The organism is Delftia sp. WSY_10 (genome assembly GCF_043104705.1).
GTDB classification, from domain to species: Bacteria; Pseudomonadota; Gammaproteobacteria; order Burkholderiales; family Burkholderiaceae_C; genus Comamonas; species Comamonas tsuruhatensis.
On the sequence record NZ_JBICKY010000012.1, the window covers coordinates 516,051 to 532,496 of the forward strand.

At 69.4% G+C, this 16,446-nt stretch carries 14 protein-coding genes; 5 read left to right on the forward strand and 9 right to left on the reverse strand.

The window, feature by feature from the left end; translation table 11 throughout:
• Window positions 1-76 precede the first annotated feature (76 nt).
• Entirely contained in the window at window positions 77-1,987 is a 1,911-nt protein-coding gene (locus ACF8ML_RS04455; RefSeq protein WP_392406416.1) for a bifunctional metallophosphatase/5'-nucleotidase, read from the forward strand.
• Window positions 1,988-2,632: 645 nt separating this feature from the next.
• On the opposite strand, the gene ACF8ML_RS04460 is transcribed toward ACF8ML_RS04455, so the two are convergent.
• Genes ACF8ML_RS04460 through ACF8ML_RS04485 form a run of 6 tightly spaced genes read right to left on the reverse strand, consistent with a single transcriptional unit; the run spans window position 2,633 to window position 9,169 of the window.
• Window positions 2,633-4,360 carry an acetyl/propionyl/methylcrotonyl-CoA carboxylase subunit alpha gene (locus ACF8ML_RS04460; RefSeq protein ID WP_392406418.1) on the reverse strand — a complete coding sequence of 576 codons (1,728 nt, stop codon included), beginning with the start codon at window positions 4,358-4,360 and terminating at the stop codon, window positions 2,633-2,635.
• A 10-nt stretch (window positions 4,361-4,370) separates the two neighbouring features.
• Window positions 4,371-5,978, reverse strand: a complete 1,608-nt coding sequence (locus ACF8ML_RS04465; protein ID WP_392406420.1) for a carboxyltransferase domain-containing protein — start codon at window positions 5,976-5,978, stop codon at window positions 4,371-4,373.
• A 9-nt stretch (window positions 5,979-5,987) separates the two neighbouring features.
• On the reverse strand, window positions 5,988-6,746 hold the full coding sequence (locus ACF8ML_RS04470) for a LamB/YcsF family protein (protein ID WP_392406422.1): 759 nt from the start codon (window positions 6,744-6,746) through the stop codon (window positions 5,988-5,990).
• Between the two features lie 33 nt (window positions 6,747-6,779).
• The gene (pcp, locus tag ACF8ML_RS04475; protein ID WP_016454391.1) at window positions 6,780-7,448 is read right to left on the reverse strand and encodes a pyroglutamyl-peptidase I; all 669 of its coding nucleotides are present in this window, start codon (window positions 7,446-7,448) and stop codon (window positions 6,780-6,782) included.
• A 16-nt stretch (window positions 7,449-7,464) separates the two neighbouring features.
• Entirely contained in the window at window positions 7,465-8,418 is a 954-nt protein-coding gene (locus tag ACF8ML_RS04480; RefSeq protein WP_016454392.1) for a DUF979 domain-containing protein, read from the reverse strand.
• Window position 8,419: 1 nt separating this feature from the next.
• Window positions 8,420-9,169: a DUF969 domain-containing protein gene (locus tag ACF8ML_RS04485; RefSeq protein ID WP_012207528.1), complete on the reverse strand. Its 750-nt coding sequence runs from the start codon at window positions 9,167-9,169 to the stop codon at window positions 8,420-8,422.
• A 406-nt stretch (window positions 9,170-9,575) separates the two neighbouring features.
• Between ACF8ML_RS04485 and ACF8ML_RS04490 the strand changes: the two genes are divergently transcribed.
• The 4 genes from ACF8ML_RS04490 to ACF8ML_RS04505 all read left to right on the forward strand — a co-directional run bounded on the left by ACF8ML_RS04490 (window position 9,576) and on the right by ACF8ML_RS04505 (window position 13,612).
• Window positions 9,576-10,742: an ABC transporter substrate-binding protein gene (locus ACF8ML_RS04490; RefSeq protein ID WP_016448770.1), complete on the forward strand. Its 1,167-nt coding sequence runs from the start codon at window positions 9,576-9,578 to the stop codon at window positions 10,740-10,742.
• A 68-nt stretch (window positions 10,743-10,810) separates the two neighbouring features.
• Window positions 10,811-11,812 (forward strand): tripartite tricarboxylate transporter substrate binding protein, encoded by a 1,002-nt coding sequence (locus tag ACF8ML_RS04495; protein WP_047218890.1) that lies wholly within the window; start codon window positions 10,811-10,813, stop codon window positions 11,810-11,812.
• Complete coding sequence (locus tag ACF8ML_RS04500) at window positions 11,812-12,867, forward strand: low specificity L-threonine aldolase (protein ID WP_016448772.1); 1,056 nt, start codon at window positions 11,812-11,814, stop codon at window positions 12,865-12,867. The genes ACF8ML_RS04495 and ACF8ML_RS04500 overlap by 1 nt, the downstream gene beginning before the upstream one ends.
• A 70-nt stretch (window positions 12,868-12,937) precedes the next feature.
• Window positions 12,938-13,612, forward strand: a complete 675-nt coding sequence (locus ACF8ML_RS04505) for a GntR family transcriptional regulator (RefSeq protein ID WP_016448773.1) — start codon at window positions 12,938-12,940, stop codon at window positions 13,610-13,612.
• Window positions 13,613-13,778: 166 nt separating this feature from the next.
• Here the strand turns inward: ACF8ML_RS04505 and ACF8ML_RS04510 are convergent, their stop codons facing one another.
• The 3 genes from ACF8ML_RS04510 to ACF8ML_RS04520 form a co-directional block, all read right to left on the reverse strand.
• On the reverse strand, window positions 13,779-14,201 hold the full coding sequence (locus ACF8ML_RS04510) for a DoxX family protein (protein ID WP_047218891.1): 423 nt from the start codon (window positions 14,199-14,201) through the stop codon (window positions 13,779-13,781).
• A gap of 7 nt (window positions 14,202-14,208) precedes the next feature.
• Window positions 14,209-14,571, reverse strand: coding sequence for a DUF4148 domain-containing protein (locus ACF8ML_RS04515; protein ID WP_392406427.1), 363 nt, complete (start codon window positions 14,569-14,571; stop codon window positions 14,209-14,211).
• Between the two features lie 163 nt (window positions 14,572-14,734).
• Window positions 14,735-16,378, reverse strand: a complete 1,644-nt coding sequence (locus ACF8ML_RS04520) for an adenylate/guanylate cyclase domain-containing protein (protein ID WP_392406428.1) — start codon at window positions 16,376-16,378, stop codon at window positions 14,735-14,737.
• Window positions 16,379-16,446 lie beyond the last annotated feature (68 nt).

The window sequence follows — 16,446 nt, forward strand, 5'->3', positions numbered from 1 at the left end:
GGCGCTTTCATCGCCATGTCATCTGCCTTGCCCAGCATCGGCGGCCGTGACAAACCGATACAGAGAGAACCCGTTCATGTCCTTGACCTCCCATCGCCCCGCCCTGCGCCCGCTGGCCGTGGCCCTGGCTGCCTCCGCCCTGATCGCCGGTTGCGGCGGCTCCGGCAACGACACGCCCGCAGGCCAGCCGCTGGAGCTGCGCATTCTGCACATCAACGACCACCACTCCACGCTGGAGTCCAAGAGCAAGACCCTGCAGCTGGACGCCGGCACGGGCAAGGCCGAAGCCGTGGCCGTGGACGCCGCAGGCTTTGCGCGCGTGACCCAGGCCATCGAGGAGCTGGCCACGCAGTCGCCCAACGTGCTCAAGCTGCATGCCGGCGACGCGCTCACCGGCACGCTGTACTTCAACCGCGCAGGCGCCGACGGCGAGGCCGATGCCGCACTCATGAACACCGTCTGCTTTGACGCCTTCACGCTGGGCAACCACGAGTTCGACAAGGGCGACAGCGGCCTCAAGTCCTTCCTGGACCGCCTGCGCGCCGGCACCTGCAAGACGCCCGTGCTCAGCGCCAACGTGCGCTTTGGCGCCAACTCGGCCCTGAACGCGGCCAAGGCTCCGGGCTATGTGAACCCCTCCACCGTGGTGGAGCGAGGCGGCCAGAAGATTGGCATCGTCGGCCTGACCATTGCGGGCAAGACCAAGGCATCGTCCAGCCCCGATACCGACACCACCTTCGAGGACGAGGCCACCGCAGCCCAGCGCGAAATCGACGCGCTGCGCGCCAAGGGCATCAACAAGATCATCGTCATGAGCCACGTGGGCTATGAGTACGACCGCCAGATCGTGCCCAAGCTCAGCGGCGTGGACGTGGTCGTGGGCGGCGACTCGCACACCCTGCTCGGCCCCGACGTGCTCAACACCACCGGCGTGGGCACACCGGGCGGCGCCTACCCCACGCGCCTGGCCGACAGGGACGGCAGCCCCGTCTGCGTGGTCCAGGCCTGGGAGTACGCCCAGGTCGTCGGCGACCTCAAGGTCCAGTTCGACGCCGACGGCCGCGTCACCCAGTGCACGGGCACGCCCCATGTGCTGATCGGCGACAGCTTCACCATCGCCGGCAAGGCCGCCACCGATGCGCAAAAGACGGCCCTCAAGGCCAGCGCCGCCGCTACCGGCGTGCTGCGCGTGACCACGCCCTCGGCCAAGGCCACCGCCGCGCTGCAGCCCTTCAAGGACAAGGTTGCCCAGTTCAACCTCAAGCAGGTCGCCACCGTGCCCCAGGAACTGTGCTCGCGCCGCGTGCCCGGCGGCGTCGGCACCATGAACTACAGCCAGTCCAGCGCCGCCTGCAATGCCGAAGGCAGCGTCAGCGTGCGCGGCGGCGACATCCAGCAGCTCGTGGCCCAGGCCTACCTGGAAGAAGCCAACCGCCACTACGGCGGCGCCGACATCACCCTGCAAAGCGGCGGCGGCGTGCGCATCCCGCTGCTGGGCCAGGTCACGGCCGCCCAGGTCATCCAGGTCCTGCCCTTCGGCAACAAGCTGTTCCGCCTGGACATCACCGGCACGGAAGTCAAGGGCATGCTCGAGGACGGCCTGCAGGCCGTGTACGGCCCCAGCGGCACGACCGGCCCCTACCCCTACACGGGCGGCCTGCGCTTTGACGTGAATGCGGCAGCGGCCGCCGGCCAGCGCGTGTCGGGCATCGAGGTGTATGACAACGCGAGCAAGACGTGGAAGCCGCTGGATACGGCACGCACGTACAAGCTGTTCGTGCTGAGCTTCAATGCCACGGGTGGCGACGGCTACAAGACGCTGGCGGCCGTGCCTGATGCGCGCCGTCTGGACATTGGCGTGCTCGATTCCGATGTGTTCTTCAACTACATCGAAAGGCAGCCTGTGGATGCGGTGTCTGGTCTGCCGCTGCTGTCGCGGCTGCCGGCGGATCTGTACAGCACGCGTAGTTTTCAGGGTGGGCGCTGATTAGTTCACGCTCTTTTTTGAGACCCTGCCGGGGGGTTGTTTTTCGAGGCCGGGTCTCGGCCCGGCGGCCGACCTACTTTCCTTTGTTTCGCCAAAGGAAAGTAGGCAAAGCAAAGGCGACCCTGATGTCCGCGACCCCTCCGCTTCGCTGCGGGGCAACCTGCGTCGTGGCGGTTGCGGGGTTCGCTGCGGAACTCGCTTTGCGCTTCGCGCGCCGCTCAGACAACCGCAGCGAGTCAGATCACGAAGCAGTCCTGTCCTTCGGCAGGACTGCAACCCCGCAACCACCACGCCGCAGGCGCTGACATACGGGGAGTTTGCCCGGGCCGTCGCTTCGCTCGGCCTCTATGAGAAAACAGCCGAGCGCAGCGGTGGCGCGTCGGCTGTTTGCATTTCTGGCCTTTGGCATTTTGCTGTTGGCTGTTGGCTGTTGGCTGTTGGCTACCCCAGCTTCCCCCCCTTCTGCCCAACGCAGGTCGCCCGCAGCGAAGCGAAGGGTCGTGGGCAGTTCGGGGCGCGCTTCTTTGCCTACTTTCTTATGGCCGGCACTCCGGTCGCGCGATAAGAAAGTGGGTCGCCTGCCGGGGCGAGACCCGGCCTCTGCCGCAAAAGGCACAACACAATCAAAAACAGGTCAAACAGAAATCAGCCAATCCGAGCAATCACAGCCCCCAGCACCTGCGCCTTCCCCGCCTCAGCCACCAAAGCCACCACCCCGCTGCGATGCGCAGTCACCTGCATCTCCATCTTCATGGCCTCCATGACGGCAATCACATCGCCTTCCTGGACGGTGTCGCCATCGGCCACCTTCCACGCATGCAGATTTCCTGCAATGGGTGAGGTGACGGCAGCGGGGTCCACGGCAGATTCGGCAGCCGGCGCGGCAGACACACCGCCGCCAGCCGATGCCAGCCCCTGCAGCAGCACCGCAGGCAGGCCCAGCGACACCCGTCGCCCGTCGATCTCGACCGCGCAGCGCACCAGGCTGGCGTCGGGCAGCGGCTCGGCGCGCACGGCGGCGGCCAGGGGTTCGGCGAAGTCGGATTCGATCCAGCGCGTGTGGACCTTGAAGCCGTCGCTGCCCACGAAGTCGGCATGGCCGATGACGGCGCGGTGGAAGGGCAGGACGGAGGACAGGCCTTCGATGCGGAACTCGGCCAGCGCGCGGCGGGCACGGGCCAGGGCCTGTTCGCGCGTGGCGCCGCTGACGATGAGCTTGGCCATCAGCGAGTCGAAGCTGCCGGGCACGACCGAGCCGGTCTGCACGCCCGTGTCCAGGCGCACGCCGGGGCCCGAGGGCGGGTCGAACCGCACCACGGGGCCGGGCGTGGGCAGGAAGCCCCGGCCCACGTCTTCGGCGTTGATGCGGAATTCGATGGAGTGGCCCAGCGGCGCCGGGGTTTCGGTGATGGACAGGGGCAGGCCGTCGGCCACGCGCAGCTGCTCGATCACCAGGTCCACGCCCGTGGTCTGCTCGGTCACGGGGTGCTCGACCTGCAGGCGCGTGTTGACTTCGAGGAAGGAGATGGCGCCGCTCTGGCTCAGCAGGAATTCCACCGTGCCCGCGCTGACGTAGCCGGCCGCCGCGCAGATGTCGCGTGCGGAGCTGTGGATGCGGGCGCGCTGATCGTCGCTGAGGAAGGGCGCCGGGGCCTCTTCCACCAGCTTCTGGTTGCGCCGCTGCAGCGAGCAGTCGCGCGTGCCCAGCACGACCACGTTGCCGTGGGTGTCGGCCAGCACCTGGGCCTCGATGTGGCGTGGGCGGTCCAGGAATTGCTCGACGAAGCATTCGCCGCGGCCGAAGGCGGTGACGGCCTCGCGCACGGCCGAGTGAAAGAGCTCCTCGACCTCGTCCATGCGCCACGCGATCTTCATGCCGCGCCCGCCGCCGCCGAAGGCGGCCTTGATGATGATGGGCAGGCCGTGCTGCTGGGCAAAGGCCAGCACTTCGCCGGCATCCTTGACGGGGTCGGGCGTGCCGGCCACCAGGGGAGCGCCGACCTGCAGGGCGATCTTGCGCGCCTCGACCTTGTCGCCCAGCTTGGCGATGGTCTCGGGCGTGGGGCCGATCCAGCGCAGGCCCGCATCCAGCACGGCGCGCGCGAAGGCTTCGCTTTCGGACAGGAAGCCGTAGCCGGGGTGCACGGCGTCGGCGCCGCTCTTGTGCGCGATGGCGATGAGCTTGGCGATGTTCAGGTAGGTGTCGGCCGGGCGCTCGCCGTCCAGGCCATAGGCCTCGTCGGCCATGCGCACGTGCAGGGCGTCGATGTCGGCATCGGCGTAGACGGCCACGGATTTCACGCCGTAGTCGGCGCAGGCGCGGGCGATGCGGACGGCGATCTCGCCACGGTTGGCAATCAGGACTTTTTTCATCGCAATACCTTCAATTGTTCTGCAGGCGCTGGGCGCCTTGCGCGCCGGGGGAATATTCCTCGAAGGCGCGGATGGGGTTGAAGCGGATCCAGGCGCCCACGGGAATCTGGCCGGCCAGATCGAGGTGGTGCGGCGCCACGCAGCCGATGACAGGGTAGCCGCCCGTCAGCGGATGGTCGGCCAGGAACAGCACGGGCTGGCCGCTGGGGGGTACCTGGATGGCGCCCAGCGGCGTGCCTTCGCTGGGCAGCTCGCCGGCCACGGCGCGCTCCAGGGGCTGCTCGCCCGCCACGCGCAGGCCCACGCGGTTGGACTGCGGCGTGACCTGCCAGCGCTGCGCGGCCAGCAGGGCCACGGCATCGGGCGTGAACCAGTCGGTGCGCGGGCCCAGTTCCACGTCCAGCACCACGTCCTGCCCGGCGGTGGGCAGGGACTCGGGCGGCAGCTCGGGTGCGGACACGGCCGTGCGGTCCGCAGCCCGCACGGGCAGGATCTGGCCCACGGCCAGGGCGGCTGGGCCGACATTCGCCAGGGTGTCGGTGCAGGCGCTGCCCAGCACGGGCGTGACGGCAAAGCCGCCGCGCACGGCCACATAGCAGCGCGCGCCGGCCACGGGCTGGGCAATGGTCAGCAGGTCGCCATCGGCCAGGGCCACGGCCTGGTAGCGCGGCACGCTCCAGCGCTGGCCGGATCCGGTGTTCACGGTCAGGGGCGCATCGGCGCCCGTGATGGCGACCACGGTCTCGCCCTGGCTTTGCAGCGACAGGCCACCGCCCACGGTCTCCAGCACGGCCAGGTCGCTGGCATTGCCGACCAGGCGGTTGGCGGCCTTGAAGGCTGCCTGGTCCATGGCGCCCGAGGCCGAGACGCCCTGCCCGGCCTGGCCCAGGCGGCCCCGGTCCTGGAACAGCGTCATCAGGCCCGTCGCCTTGACGCGCAGCGCGTTGCCTTCATGCGGCGCGGCCTGTGCCACGGCGGGCGCGGGCGCGTCATCCACCTGGGCCATGCCGGCCGCATCGACAAAGCGCACGCGGTAGCCGGGCTGCAGCAGCGCAGGCAGCTCGCGCGCCAGGTCCCACATGCGCGCCGAGGTCCGGCCTATCAGTTGCCAGCCGCCCGGGCTGGCCTGGGGATAGACGGCGCTGAACGTGCCGCCCAGCGCCACCGAGCCGGCCGGCACGCGCGTGCGCGGCGTGGTGCGGCGCGGCACGTTGAAGATCGGATCGCCCCCGCTGAGGTAGGCAAAGCCGGGCGCGAAGCCCGTGAAGGCCACGGCGTACTCGCTGCCCGTGTGGCGGCGCACGACTTCCTCGGGCGTGATGCCCAGCAGCTGCGCCACATCGGCCAGGTCCTCGCCGTCGTAGTGCACGGGGATTTCGACCAGCACATCGCTGCGCTCGGCGCGCTGGCTCAGGTCACGCGCGGCGATGCGGCGCACCAGCTCGGCCACGCCCACCTGGGCGGGGGTGAACTGCACAAGCACGGTGCGCGCGGCCGGCACCAGCTCCTGCACGCCGGCGATGGGCTCGCGCTGCAGCGAGCCCAGCAGGGCCAGGGTTTCATCCAGGTCGGCCAGCTCCACCAGCAGGGCCTGGCGGTTGACAGGTAGAAAGCGCATGGCCACTCCTCAACCCGCGAAGGAGGAAATGCGCACGCCCTCCTGCTCGAAACGCTCGCGCAGATGGCGTGCGATGGCCACGGCTCCCGGGCTGTCGCCATGCACGCAGATGGAGTCGGCGGCAATGCGCACGGAGCTGCCGTCCACGGCCGCGACCACCCCTTCGCGCACCAGCATGAGCATGCGCGCGGCGATCTGGTCCACGTCGTGCAGCACGGCGCCCGGATCGCGGCGCGAGACCAGGGTGCCCTCGGGCGTGTAGCCCCGGTCGGCAAAGGCCTCGGCCACCACGGTCAGGCCTGCGTCGCGCGCCCAGTCGATCAGGGGCGAGCCGGCCAGCGCCACCAGCACCAGGCTGGGGTCGATGGCGCGCATGGCCGTGATCACGTCGGTGGCCTGGCGCCTGTCGTGGGCGATGGTGTTGTAGAGCGCGCCGTGCGGCTTGACGTAGCGCACCTCGGTGCCGGCCACGCGGGCCAGGCCCTGCAGCGCGCCGATCTGGTAGATGACGCCGGCCACCAGGTCGGCGCTGGCCACGTCCATGTTGCGCCGGCCGAAGCCGACCAGGTCGGGATAGGACACATGGGCGCCGACGATGGCGCCTCGCGCGCGGGCGGCCTTGAGCGTCTCCAGGATGCCTGCCGGGTCGCCGGCATGGAATCCGCAGGCCACGTTGGCGCTGCTGACGATATCGAGCATGGCGGCATCGTCGCCCATGCGCCATCCGCCCAGGCTCTCGCCAAGATCACTGTTCAGGTCAATTTTCATCGTTCTCTCCTCACCGGACTCGGTGCACGGGGTTCAGTGCAGCTGGCCGGCGTTTTCCTTCAGATCCTGGGACACGGTCAGGGCCGTGCGGATGGTCTCGCGCACGGCAGCCACCTGGTCGGCCAGCGACATGCTGGGCATGCCCGGCTTGCGCGCTGCCTGCTCAGGCAGGGCCGGCACATGGATGAAGCCGCCCCGCGCACCCGGCGCAGCCTTGCCCTGGGCCAGCCAGTGCATGAGCGCGAAAAACACGTGGTTGCAGACAAAGGTGCCCGCCGTGTTGGACACGGAAGACGGAATGCCCCGCGCACGCAGGTTGTGCACCACGGCCTTGATGGGCAGCGTGGAAAAGTACGCGGCGGGCGCGCCCGGGATCACCACCTGGTCCACGGGCTGGCGCGCCGCATGGTCGGGAATGCGGGCGTCGTCGATATTGATGGCCACGCGCTCGGGCGTGAACTCGCTGCGGCCGCCGGCCAGGCCCAGGCTGATGACCAGCACCGGCTGCAGCTGCGCAAGCGCCTCCTGCAGCTGGCGCAGCGATTCGCCGAACACGCAGCGCAGCTGCAGGCCGTGGACGGTGGCGCCCTCCACGATCTCGCCATGCAGGGCACGCGCCACTTCCCACGAGGGATTGACAGGGTCCTGCTCGAACGGCTCGAAGCCGGTCACCAGGATGCGCGGGGAAGTGGAATCGGTCATGGCAACAGTCCGTCCTTTAACGGAACATCAGGAAATACATGAGGAAGACGTTGGCCGTCAGCAGGGCCAGGGCCGTGGGCACCTGGGCGCGGATCACGGCATTCTTGTCGATCTCCAGCAGCGCGGCGGGCACCAGGTTGAAGTTGGCCGCCATGGGCGTCAGCAGGGTGCCGCAGTAGCCCGAGAGCATGCCGATGGCCGCCATCACGGCCGGGTCGCCATGGTAGACGCCCACCAGAATGGGCACGCCCACGCCGCCCGTCATCACCGGGAAGGCCGCGAAGCCATTGCCCATCACCACCGTGAACAGCGCCATGCCGAGCACGTAGACGGCCACGGCCACGAAGCGGATGTCCATGTTGATATAGGTGGTGGTCACATAGGCCACGGCCTTGCCCACGCCGGCGTCCGAGAACACCAGGCCCAGCATGCCCAGCATCTGGGGCAGCACCAGGGCCCAGCCCAGCGCATCGGTCAGGCGGCGCGATTCGCGCATGCCCTGGGCCGGCGTCTCGCGGGTCAGCCAGCAGGCCAGGCCCAGCGCCAGCACGCAGCCCACGCCCAGGCTCACCAGCGTGGTGGCCTTGGGGTCCAGCAGGGGCGTTCCGCCGAAGACCAGGTGCGAGGCGCTCAGCGTGCCCACCATGGTGATCAGCGGAATCGCCAGTGCCGGCACGAACAGCTTGTTGCCCAGGCGCTTGGCGCTGGCCAGGTATTCGGCATCGCTGCGCGGCGCGTGGCGGCCGCTGCCCACGCCGCCGAAGCCGGCGATCAGCGCCATGGCAACGGCGATCACGCCCACCACCATGGGGGGCAGCTCATGACCCACCAGGAACACGGCCGCATACAGCGCCCAGAACAGGCCGCTGGACCAGCGCTTGGGATTGCTGGCATCGCGCAGCGTCATCACGGCCGTGACGGCCAGGACGAAGCCGACCAGGTAGTACAGGTGTTGGATGGTCAGCGTCATTTCAGGCTCCCTTGGCTTGGGTGGCGTTGGCATTGGCCGCGTCGGCTTCGACACCGGCCTTGTACTGGGCCAGTTCGCGCTCCAGCATGCGGTCCAGGCGGCGCAGGCGCCAGGCATGGATCACGAAGGCGCAGATGGCCGTGGGAATGCCCCACAGCGCGACGTGGATGGGCTCGACCTCGATGCCGGCTTCCTTCAGGAAGGTGGTCATCAGCACGATGGCGCCGAAGGCCACGAAGATGTCCTCGCCGAAGAACAGGCCCACGTTGTCCGTGGCGGCCGAGTAGGCGCGCAGCTTGTCGCGCACCTTGGCGGGCAGGATGCCGAAGCGCGACTGGGTCGCACCTTCGGCCATGGGCGCCAGCAGCGGGCGCACCATCTGCGGATGCCCGCCCAGGCTGGTCAGGCCCACGGCGGCCGTCAGCTGGCGCGCCGCCAGGTAGACGATGAGCAGGCGGCCAGCGGTGGCCGACTTGATGGAGCTGATCCAGTTCTGCGCATGCTGGCGCAGGCCATGGCGCTCCAGCAGGCCGATCACGGCCAGCGGCAGCAGGATGATCAGCGGCAGGTTGCGCGTCTTGATGAAGCCCGTGCCGATGGTGGCCAGCACCTTGTCGACGGGAAAGCCCGCCGCCAGTGCCGTGCCGATGGCCGTGACGATCACGACCAGCATGGGATTGAAGCGCAGCACGAAGCCCGCAACGATGATGGCCACCCCGATAAGCGGCCAGAGATTGACGTCAGTCAGCATGTTGATTCCCCCTTCACACCCCCGGTGCGCGACGGCCGTCGAGCCACCCCGCATGCCCAACCCGGTGGCAAGGAGTGCGCTGCCGACCTGGTTTTGTTCAACAAAACTAGTAATTTGTCTTACAGAAACGAATTGTGATTAAGACAATCAACGCATACTGATAGTACAAACCCGCATACACCTGCCTACGCAATGTGCACTGACAGGGTTCTTGCCAAATTCAAGAAAACTATCGATGATTGAATAACGATAGAAGACATGAATGCAACAATGCCCCTGCGCCGGTATCGCCTGCGGCAAGGCCGCCTCCTACAATGGGCCGCGCTACCAGCGCTGGGCGCATGCGCGGCAGGCGTCGTGAATGGCCCTTCCTGCTCCCAACCCACCTTGCCCGAGCCCTGAATCCATGCGACGCCGTCAGATTGTTTCCCTGGTTCCCCGCGCTGCGGCCATCGCAGCGGTCCCGGCCCTGGCGCCGGCCTTCGTGCGCAATGCCTTTGCCGACGAGGCCGGCCTGTCCGCCAAGGCCATCACCATCGGCTCCACGGTGTCCCTGAGCGGCCCGCTGGCCGCATACGGCACCGACATCAAGCTGGGCACGGAAGCGGCCATGGCGCAGATCAATGCCCGCGGCGGAATTCACGGCCGCACGCTGCAGCTGCAGATCGTGGACGATGGCTATGTGCCCCAGCGCTCGGCCGACAACGTGCGGCAGATGCTGTCCAAGGGCACGGCCTTCGCCCTGCTGTCGTGCAACGGCACGCCCAACAATGCGGCCATCATTCCGCTGATCGAAGAGGCTGGCGTTCCCTACGTGGCGCCGATCACGGGCGCCTCGTCGCTGCGCAAGGGCGCGCGCAACGTCTTCCATGTCCGGGCCAGCTACACCAATGAGGTCCACCGACTGATACAGCGGCTTGCAGGCATGGGCCTCAAGGGCATCGGCATCGTCTACCTGGACAACGCCTACGGCCGGGAAATACTGGAAGACGCCACACGCGCACTGGAAGCCGGGAAGATGGCCCCCTCCGTACAGGCGGCCATTGCCACCGATGGCAAGAACCTGGCCGAAGTGTTGAACAAAGTGCATGCGGCCCGTCCGTCCGCCGTGTTGCTGGCCACGGCCGGCACGGTGTCGGTCGCGCTGGTGCGCGGCCTGCGCAAAAGCGTGCCCGGCGTGCTGCTCACGGGCCTGAGCGTGACCTTGCCCAACGACAGCCTCAAGCCGCTGGGCGACGATGCCCGGGGCCTTGCCATGACCATGGTCGTCCCCGCGCCCCATCAGGCCCGGCTGCAACTGGTGCGCGACTACCAATCGGCCCTGCGCGCCCACGGCCAGCAGGAGTTCTCCATGGGCTCGCTGGAAGCCTATGTGAATGCACGCGTGCTGGCCGAGGGCCTGGAACGCGCCGGCCGCGACCCCACCCAGGCCAGGCTGCGCTCAGCGCTGGCCGGCATGCGCAACTGGGACATGGGCGGCTTTGTGATCGACTACAGCGGCCAGCCGCCGCATGTGGGCTCCAGCTTCATCGACCTGGGCGTGCTGGGCAACGCGGGGCGCTTCATCGGTTGATGCCGGTGGCGGCTTGCGGGCCGGGCCGCGATGGTCTCTTTCTCTCGCCGCACCAAGGAGTTCTCGCCATGCCTGCCGAACGCCACCGCCTTGTGCCCTGCGCTTCCCACCGCGGTGTGCCACGCCGCCTGCTCATCCTGGCCGCCGCTGCCCTGCCCGGCCTTGCGCCAGCGCAGAAATGGCCGGCGCAGCCCGTGCGCATCATCGTTCCCTACACGGCCGGTGGCGGCTCGGACAACATCGCCCGCGCGCTGGGCACGGAACTGTCGCGTGAACTGGGCCAGCCCGTGGTCGTGGACAACAGGCCCGGGGCCTCGGCCATGCTGGGCGCAGAAATGGTGGCGCGGGCCGCGCCTGACGGCTACACGCTGCTGATGGCCGACATGCCGCACACCATCACGCCCAGCCTGTACAAGACGCCCTACGACGCGCTCAAGGACTTCACGCCCGTGGCCCTGATCGGATCATCGCCGCTGGTGCTGGCCGTCAACCCGAATTTCAAGGCGCAGAGCGTGAAGCAATTCGTGGCCCTGGCCAAAGCGCAGCCGGGCCGGCTCAACCTTGCATCGGGCGGCACGGGCACGGCCACGCATCTGGCGGGTGAGCTGTTCAAGCAGCAGACCGGCACCTTCATCACCCACATCCCCTACAAGGGCTCGGGGCAGGCCATTGCCGATGTGGTTGCCGGGCATACCGAGAGCATGTTCGCCTCGGCACCCACCGTGATCCCGCATATCCGAAGCGGTGCGCTGCGCGCCCTGGCCACCACCAGCGCCCAACGCTCGCCGGCCCTCCCCCAGGTTCCCACGCTGGGCGAAAGCGGCGTGCGCGGCCTGACCGTGCTGCACTGGTTCGGCCTGCTGGGGCCTGCCGGTTTGCCCTCCGGCATCCAGACCACGCTGCACGATGCCGTGGCCCGCGCCATGGCCACGCCCACGCTGCAGGCCAAGCTGCAGTCCCTGGGGCTGGAGCTGACGCCCCGCACTGCGGCAGAGTTCGGCGCCCAGATGGAGACCGACGCGGCGCGTTGGGCGCGCGTCGTCAAGGAACGCAATATCAAGGCCGACTAATGTCCAGCCTGCACCCTCTTCCCGACGCCATCGACCTGCGCAGCGATACCGTCACGCGCCCCACGCCGCAGATGCTCGAAGCCATGGCCCGCGCCCCGCTGGGCGATGACGGCCTGGACGGCGACCCGACCGTGCGCGCGCTCGAGGAGACCGCAGCCCAGCGCTTCGGCAAGGCTGCGGGCCTGTTCGTGGTCAGCGGCACCATGGGCAATCTGGTGGCCGTGCTCGCCCATGGCCGCATGCCCGGCGAGGTGCTGGCCGAGGCCGGCAGCCATCTGCTGAACGCCGAGCGCGCCGCCGCGGGCCTGACCGGCATGCACTACCACAGCCTGGCCGGCGACGGCGGCCTGATCGCCCTGCCCGCGCTGGAGGCGGCGCTGGACACCGCCATCTCCGCACGCTGCCCCAGCGCAGTGGTGGCCGTGGAGAACACGCACAATGCGCGGGGCGGCACCGTCGCCGGGCCCCAGGCGCTGGCCGCCGTGCATGCGCTGGCCTGCCGCCATGGCGTGCCCGTGCACACCGATGGCGCGCGCCTGTTCAATGCCGCCGTGGCCCTGGGCCTGTCCTGCCGCGAGATGGCTGCGCACACGGACTCGGTCACCGTCTGCCTGTCCAAGGGGCTGTCCGCGCCCGTGGGCTCGGTGCTCATGGGGCCGGCCGACTTCATCGCGCGGGCGCGCACCATACGGCGCATGCTCGGCGGCACCCTGCGCCAGGCCGGCGTGATTGCGGCGGCAGGGCTGGTGGCGCTGGAGCACATGGTCGAGCGCCTGGCCGACGACCATGCGCGCGCCTGCCGCCTGCACCAGGGCCTGCGCGCCATCGACCCGGCTTGGTGCGCGGCCGAACTGCCGCAGACCAACATCGTCCAGGTTCGCGTTGACACCAGCGCGGCCGAAGCGCGCCTGTGGCAAGCACGCCTGGCCCAGGCCGGCGTGCTGGTGCGCACGGGCAGCGCCGGCCTGCTGCGCCTGGTCACGCACCGCCATATCGACGATGCCGCCGTGGACAGCACGCTGCAGGCCTTCGCCAGGCTGCAACACCCCACCTGAGCACTGCACGAAACCGGCGACCGGCCCGGCGCTGGCTACACTGCGCTCTGGCCCTTGCATCCCGACCACCATGACCCGCAGCACCGACATCCTCAACCTGACCGACCGCGTGACCGAGCAGCTGCGCAGCAAGCTCATCGATGGTGCCTGGGAGCCCGGGCAGAAGCTGTCGGAAGCCTCGCTCAGCGAAAGCCTGCAGATCTCGCGCAACACGCTGCGCGAGGCCTTCCGGCTGCTGACCAAGGAGGGGCTGCTGGTGCACGAGCCCAACAAGGGCGTGTCGGTGGCGGCGCCCAGCATCGCCTCCATCATCGACATCTACCGCGTGCGCCGCATGGTGGAGTGCCAGGCCCTGGCCCAGGCCTATCCCATGCACCCGGCGCGCAGCCTGATGCGCGAAGCCGTGGAAGCGGCCCAGCGCCACCGCGAGGCCCAGGACTGGTCCGGCGTGGGCACGGCCAACATGAGTTTCCACAAGGCCGTGGTGCAGCTGGCCGACAGCGAGCGCCTGGACACCATGTTCGAGCACCTGCTGGCCGAGCTGCGCCTGGCCTTCGGCCTGCTGCGCGATCCGCACTTCCTGCATGCGCCCTATGTGGACATGAATGCGCGCATCCTGCAGCAGTTCGAGGACGGCAAGCCGGCCGAGGCCGCTGCCGCGCTCAATGAATACCTGGTGCATTCGGAGCGGCTGATCCTGGCCGCCTATGCCCGACGCCTGGCTGAAAAAGGCATCAAGGTGTGAAAACAATAGACACCCCCTGAGGCGCTTACGCGCCTTCCCCCTCTCTACTCGCTTCGCGAGGGAGGGGGACGACACCCTCGGGGCGGGGCGGCCCTTCCTCGGTGTCCCCGGCTTTGGGCAGCGCCGGTTTCATAGGCAGTGTTCAGTGCACAACACTGGCTCGCATTCAACGCCGTGCGTCCAGGCTCCAGCGCGCCACGGGCGCCAGCATCAGTTGCACGAATCCGCCGGCAATCGCCAGGTTCTTCAGGAACTGCACCAGCTGGCCCTTGTCGCCGAACTGGTTGTGGAACATCAGCGCCGACATGACGCTGAACACGGCCATCACGGCCGCGGCCTCGCGGGTTCGCCAGCCCAGCAGCAGGGCCGTGGCCACGCCCAGCTCCACCACCAGCGCCATGGCATACGACAGCATGGGCAGCGGCAGGCCCGCCTTGGCGATATAGGCCATGGTGCCCTCCGGCCCCATCAGCTTGCCGATGCCGCTGTAGATGAACAGCAGGCTCAGCAGCACCCGGGCCAGCAGCGGCGCGAAGTCGGCCCAGGGCGATGCGGCGGCATGGGCAGTGGAATGCGTGGCGGCGCGCATCGTCGGCTCAGCCCGGGACACGGCCGGAACCCTGGCCTTCGGCCGCCTTCACCGAGCCGCCCAGGCGCTGCACTTCGGCCAGGTACTCGGGGCCGCTGCGCATGCGCTGGTACTGGGCCAGGCGCTGCTGGTAGTCGGCATCCCAGTGGTTCACATCGAACTCGCGGTAGACGTTGAGGCCGGCGCGGTTCCACAGGGCCAGGTCGGCCTGCACTTCGGCGCGCGACAGCGCGGGGCCGGAGCTGGCGGGCTCGGCGCCGAACCAGGTTTCTGCAGATACCGTGGCGGCCGAGGCCATGCCCGACCACAAGGCGGAGGAAAGGGCGGCAGAAAGGGCGGTGATGGCGAAGAGGGTCTTTGCGTGCTTCATGGCGAATCCTTTGTCAAATCCTGCAGCGCGTGATTGCGTTCTGCATGGCTGCAGTCTCGTCTTCGCCCGCCTGCACGTCAGTGCCTAAACGCACAGCTTTGCGCAAACTCTCCGGCTCCCGCGCTCACTGTCCACGCTCATCGTCCACGCCCACCATCCACCCTCAGGGCCACTGCAGGCCGGGCCGTGCCACATGCAGGGCCGGCAAGGGCTCGGAGCGCCCGCGCACCTGCACCTGCCGGACTTCACCCAGGCCATCGGCCGCGCCCGCGCGGCGCGCCACCTCCAGCGACAGCACCAGCCGCGCCTGGGCGCTCTTGGTGTACTCCTGCAGGCGGCTGGCCGTGTTGACCACCTCGCCCACAGCCGTGAAGGTGGTGGTGTGCTCGAAGCCCACGCGCCCCACGGCGGCGCGCCCCGCGTGCAGCCCCATGCCGAAATCCACCGGCTGGCCGAACTGCGCCTCGAAGCTCGCGCTCCACTCCTGCATGCGCCGGTCGATGAGGGCGCTGGCCTGCACGGCCTGGCGGCAGGCCGTGTCCAGGTCGGTATCCAGGCCGAAGATGGCCATCACGCTGTCGCCGATGAACTGGTTGGCCATGCCGCCGCTGTCGTGCACGGCCTGGCCCACGCGCTCGAAATACTGGTCCAGCACCCAGGACAGGTCCACGGGCCATTGCCGCTCGGCCAGGCCGGACCAGCGGCGCAGGTCCACGAACAGGATGGCCACCTCGCGCACTTCGCGGACCTCGCGCTGCTCATCGCCCCGCCCGGCCTGGGCGGCTGCCGGCGAGCGGAACAGCGGCGCCACCTGCACATCGCCCGTGGGCCGCAGCTGGCAGGCCAGCCGCACGTCCTGCGGCGCGCCCACGCGCTCCAGCGTGAGGCGCTCGTCCCGCCCCGGCGCAGGCAGGTGGGCCGCCGGGCCGGACACGCGCACGCGGCAGGTGGAGCAGCGCGCCCTGCCGCCGCACAGCGACAAATGGGCAATGCCATGCTCGCGGCTGGCTTCGAGCACGCTCATGCCCTGGGGCACCTGCACCGTGCGGCCCGGATAGTGCAGCAGCACCTGGCGGGCGCCGCGCAGGCGCATGCGCCGCCACAGCCAGGGGCCGGCCAGCAGCGCGGCCAGGCAGGCCAGCCAGCCCTGGCGCAGCCCGGTCGTCAGCGCGCGCAGCCACTGCGATGCCTCGGGCGAGGGGCCGGCCGGCGCTGGCACACCGGCCGCCGCGATCTCGCGCGCCATGGAGACGATGCCCAGCGCCGCCAGCACGGGCAGCAGCACGGCGGCCGTGAGCAGCAGCGGCTGCCAGCGCCGCCACCAGCCGCGTGCACGCAGGGCCATGTGCAGGCCCATGCAGCCATGGGTCCAGGCGGCCGCCATCAGCAGCAGCTGGATGGCCATGCTGGACGGATTCCAGGAAGAACGCACGATGCGCGCATACGAGGGGTCCACGCCCCAGGCCTCCTGCGCCAGCCGCGTGGCCGGCACGTGCAGGGCCAGCAGCAGCGGCAGGCCCAGGCCCAGCAGCAGCCGCACGGCCTCCAGCGCCGGCATGCGCAGGCTGCGCCGCCGCGCGAGCGCCTGCAGCGCCAGCCCCATGTGCACGGCCAGCGCGCCGTAGAGCAGCAGGCTGCCGGGCAGGGATCGCCACACGCCGTGGATCACCTCGCGCACGGCCTCGGCCGTGGCCAGCGAGACCAGGCCCAGGGCATGGTTGGACAGGTGCAGCGCCGCATAGGTCCACAGCACCAGGCCGGTGGACCAGTGGAGACTGCGCAGGGACGGAGGAAGGACACGGGCCATGGACACGGATGATGCGCCCGACGGCAGGACAAGACAGGAACAATGGCGGCTTGAAGGAACTTGGGACA

Excerpts from the sequence above, each read along its gene's own strand:
- ACF8ML_RS04455 (WP_392406416.1), top strand. The coding sequence starts at position 77 with ATGTCCTTGACCTCCCATCGCCCCGCCCTGCGCCCGCTGGCCGTGGCC.
- ACF8ML_RS04460 (WP_392406418.1), bottom strand. The coding sequence starts at position 4,360 with ATGAAAAAAGTCCTGATTGCCAACCGTGGCGAGATCGCCGTCCGCATC.
- ACF8ML_RS04465 (WP_392406420.1), bottom strand. The coding sequence starts at position 5,978 with ATGCGCTTTCTACCTGTCAACCGCCAGGCCCTGCTGGTGGAGCTGGCC.
- ACF8ML_RS04470 (WP_392406422.1), bottom strand. The coding sequence starts at position 6,746 with ATGAAAATTGACCTGAACAGTGATCTTGGCGAGAGCCTGGGCGGATGG.
- pcp (WP_016454391.1), bottom strand. The coding sequence starts at position 7,448 with ATGACCGATTCCACTTCCCCGCGCATCCTGGTGACCGGCTTCGAGCCG.
- ACF8ML_RS04480 (WP_016454392.1), bottom strand. The coding sequence starts at position 8,418 with ATGACGCTGACCATCCAACACCTGTACTACCTGGTCGGCTTCGTCCTG.
- ACF8ML_RS04485 (WP_012207528.1), bottom strand. The coding sequence starts at position 9,169 with ATGCTGACTGACGTCAATCTCTGGCCGCTTATCGGGGTGGCCATCATC.
- ACF8ML_RS04490 (WP_016448770.1), top strand. The coding sequence starts at position 9,576 with ATGCGACGCCGTCAGATTGTTTCCCTGGTTCCCCGCGCTGCGGCCATC.
- ACF8ML_RS04495 (WP_047218890.1), top strand. The coding sequence starts at position 10,811 with ATGCCTGCCGAACGCCACCGCCTTGTGCCCTGCGCTTCCCACCGCGGT.
- ACF8ML_RS04500 (WP_016448772.1), top strand. The coding sequence starts at position 11,812 with ATGTCCAGCCTGCACCCTCTTCCCGACGCCATCGACCTGCGCAGCGAT.
- ACF8ML_RS04505 (WP_016448773.1), top strand. The coding sequence starts at position 12,938 with ATGACCCGCAGCACCGACATCCTCAACCTGACCGACCGCGTGACCGAG.
- ACF8ML_RS04510 (WP_047218891.1), bottom strand. The coding sequence starts at position 14,201 with ATGCGCGCCGCCACGCATTCCACTGCCCATGCCGCCGCATCGCCCTGG.
- ACF8ML_RS04515 (WP_392406427.1), bottom strand. The coding sequence starts at position 14,571 with ATGAAGCACGCAAAGACCCTCTTCGCCATCACCGCCCTTTCTGCCGCC.
- ACF8ML_RS04520 (WP_392406428.1), bottom strand. The coding sequence starts at position 16,378 with ATGGCCCGTGTCCTTCCTCCGTCCCTGCGCAGTCTCCACTGGTCCACC.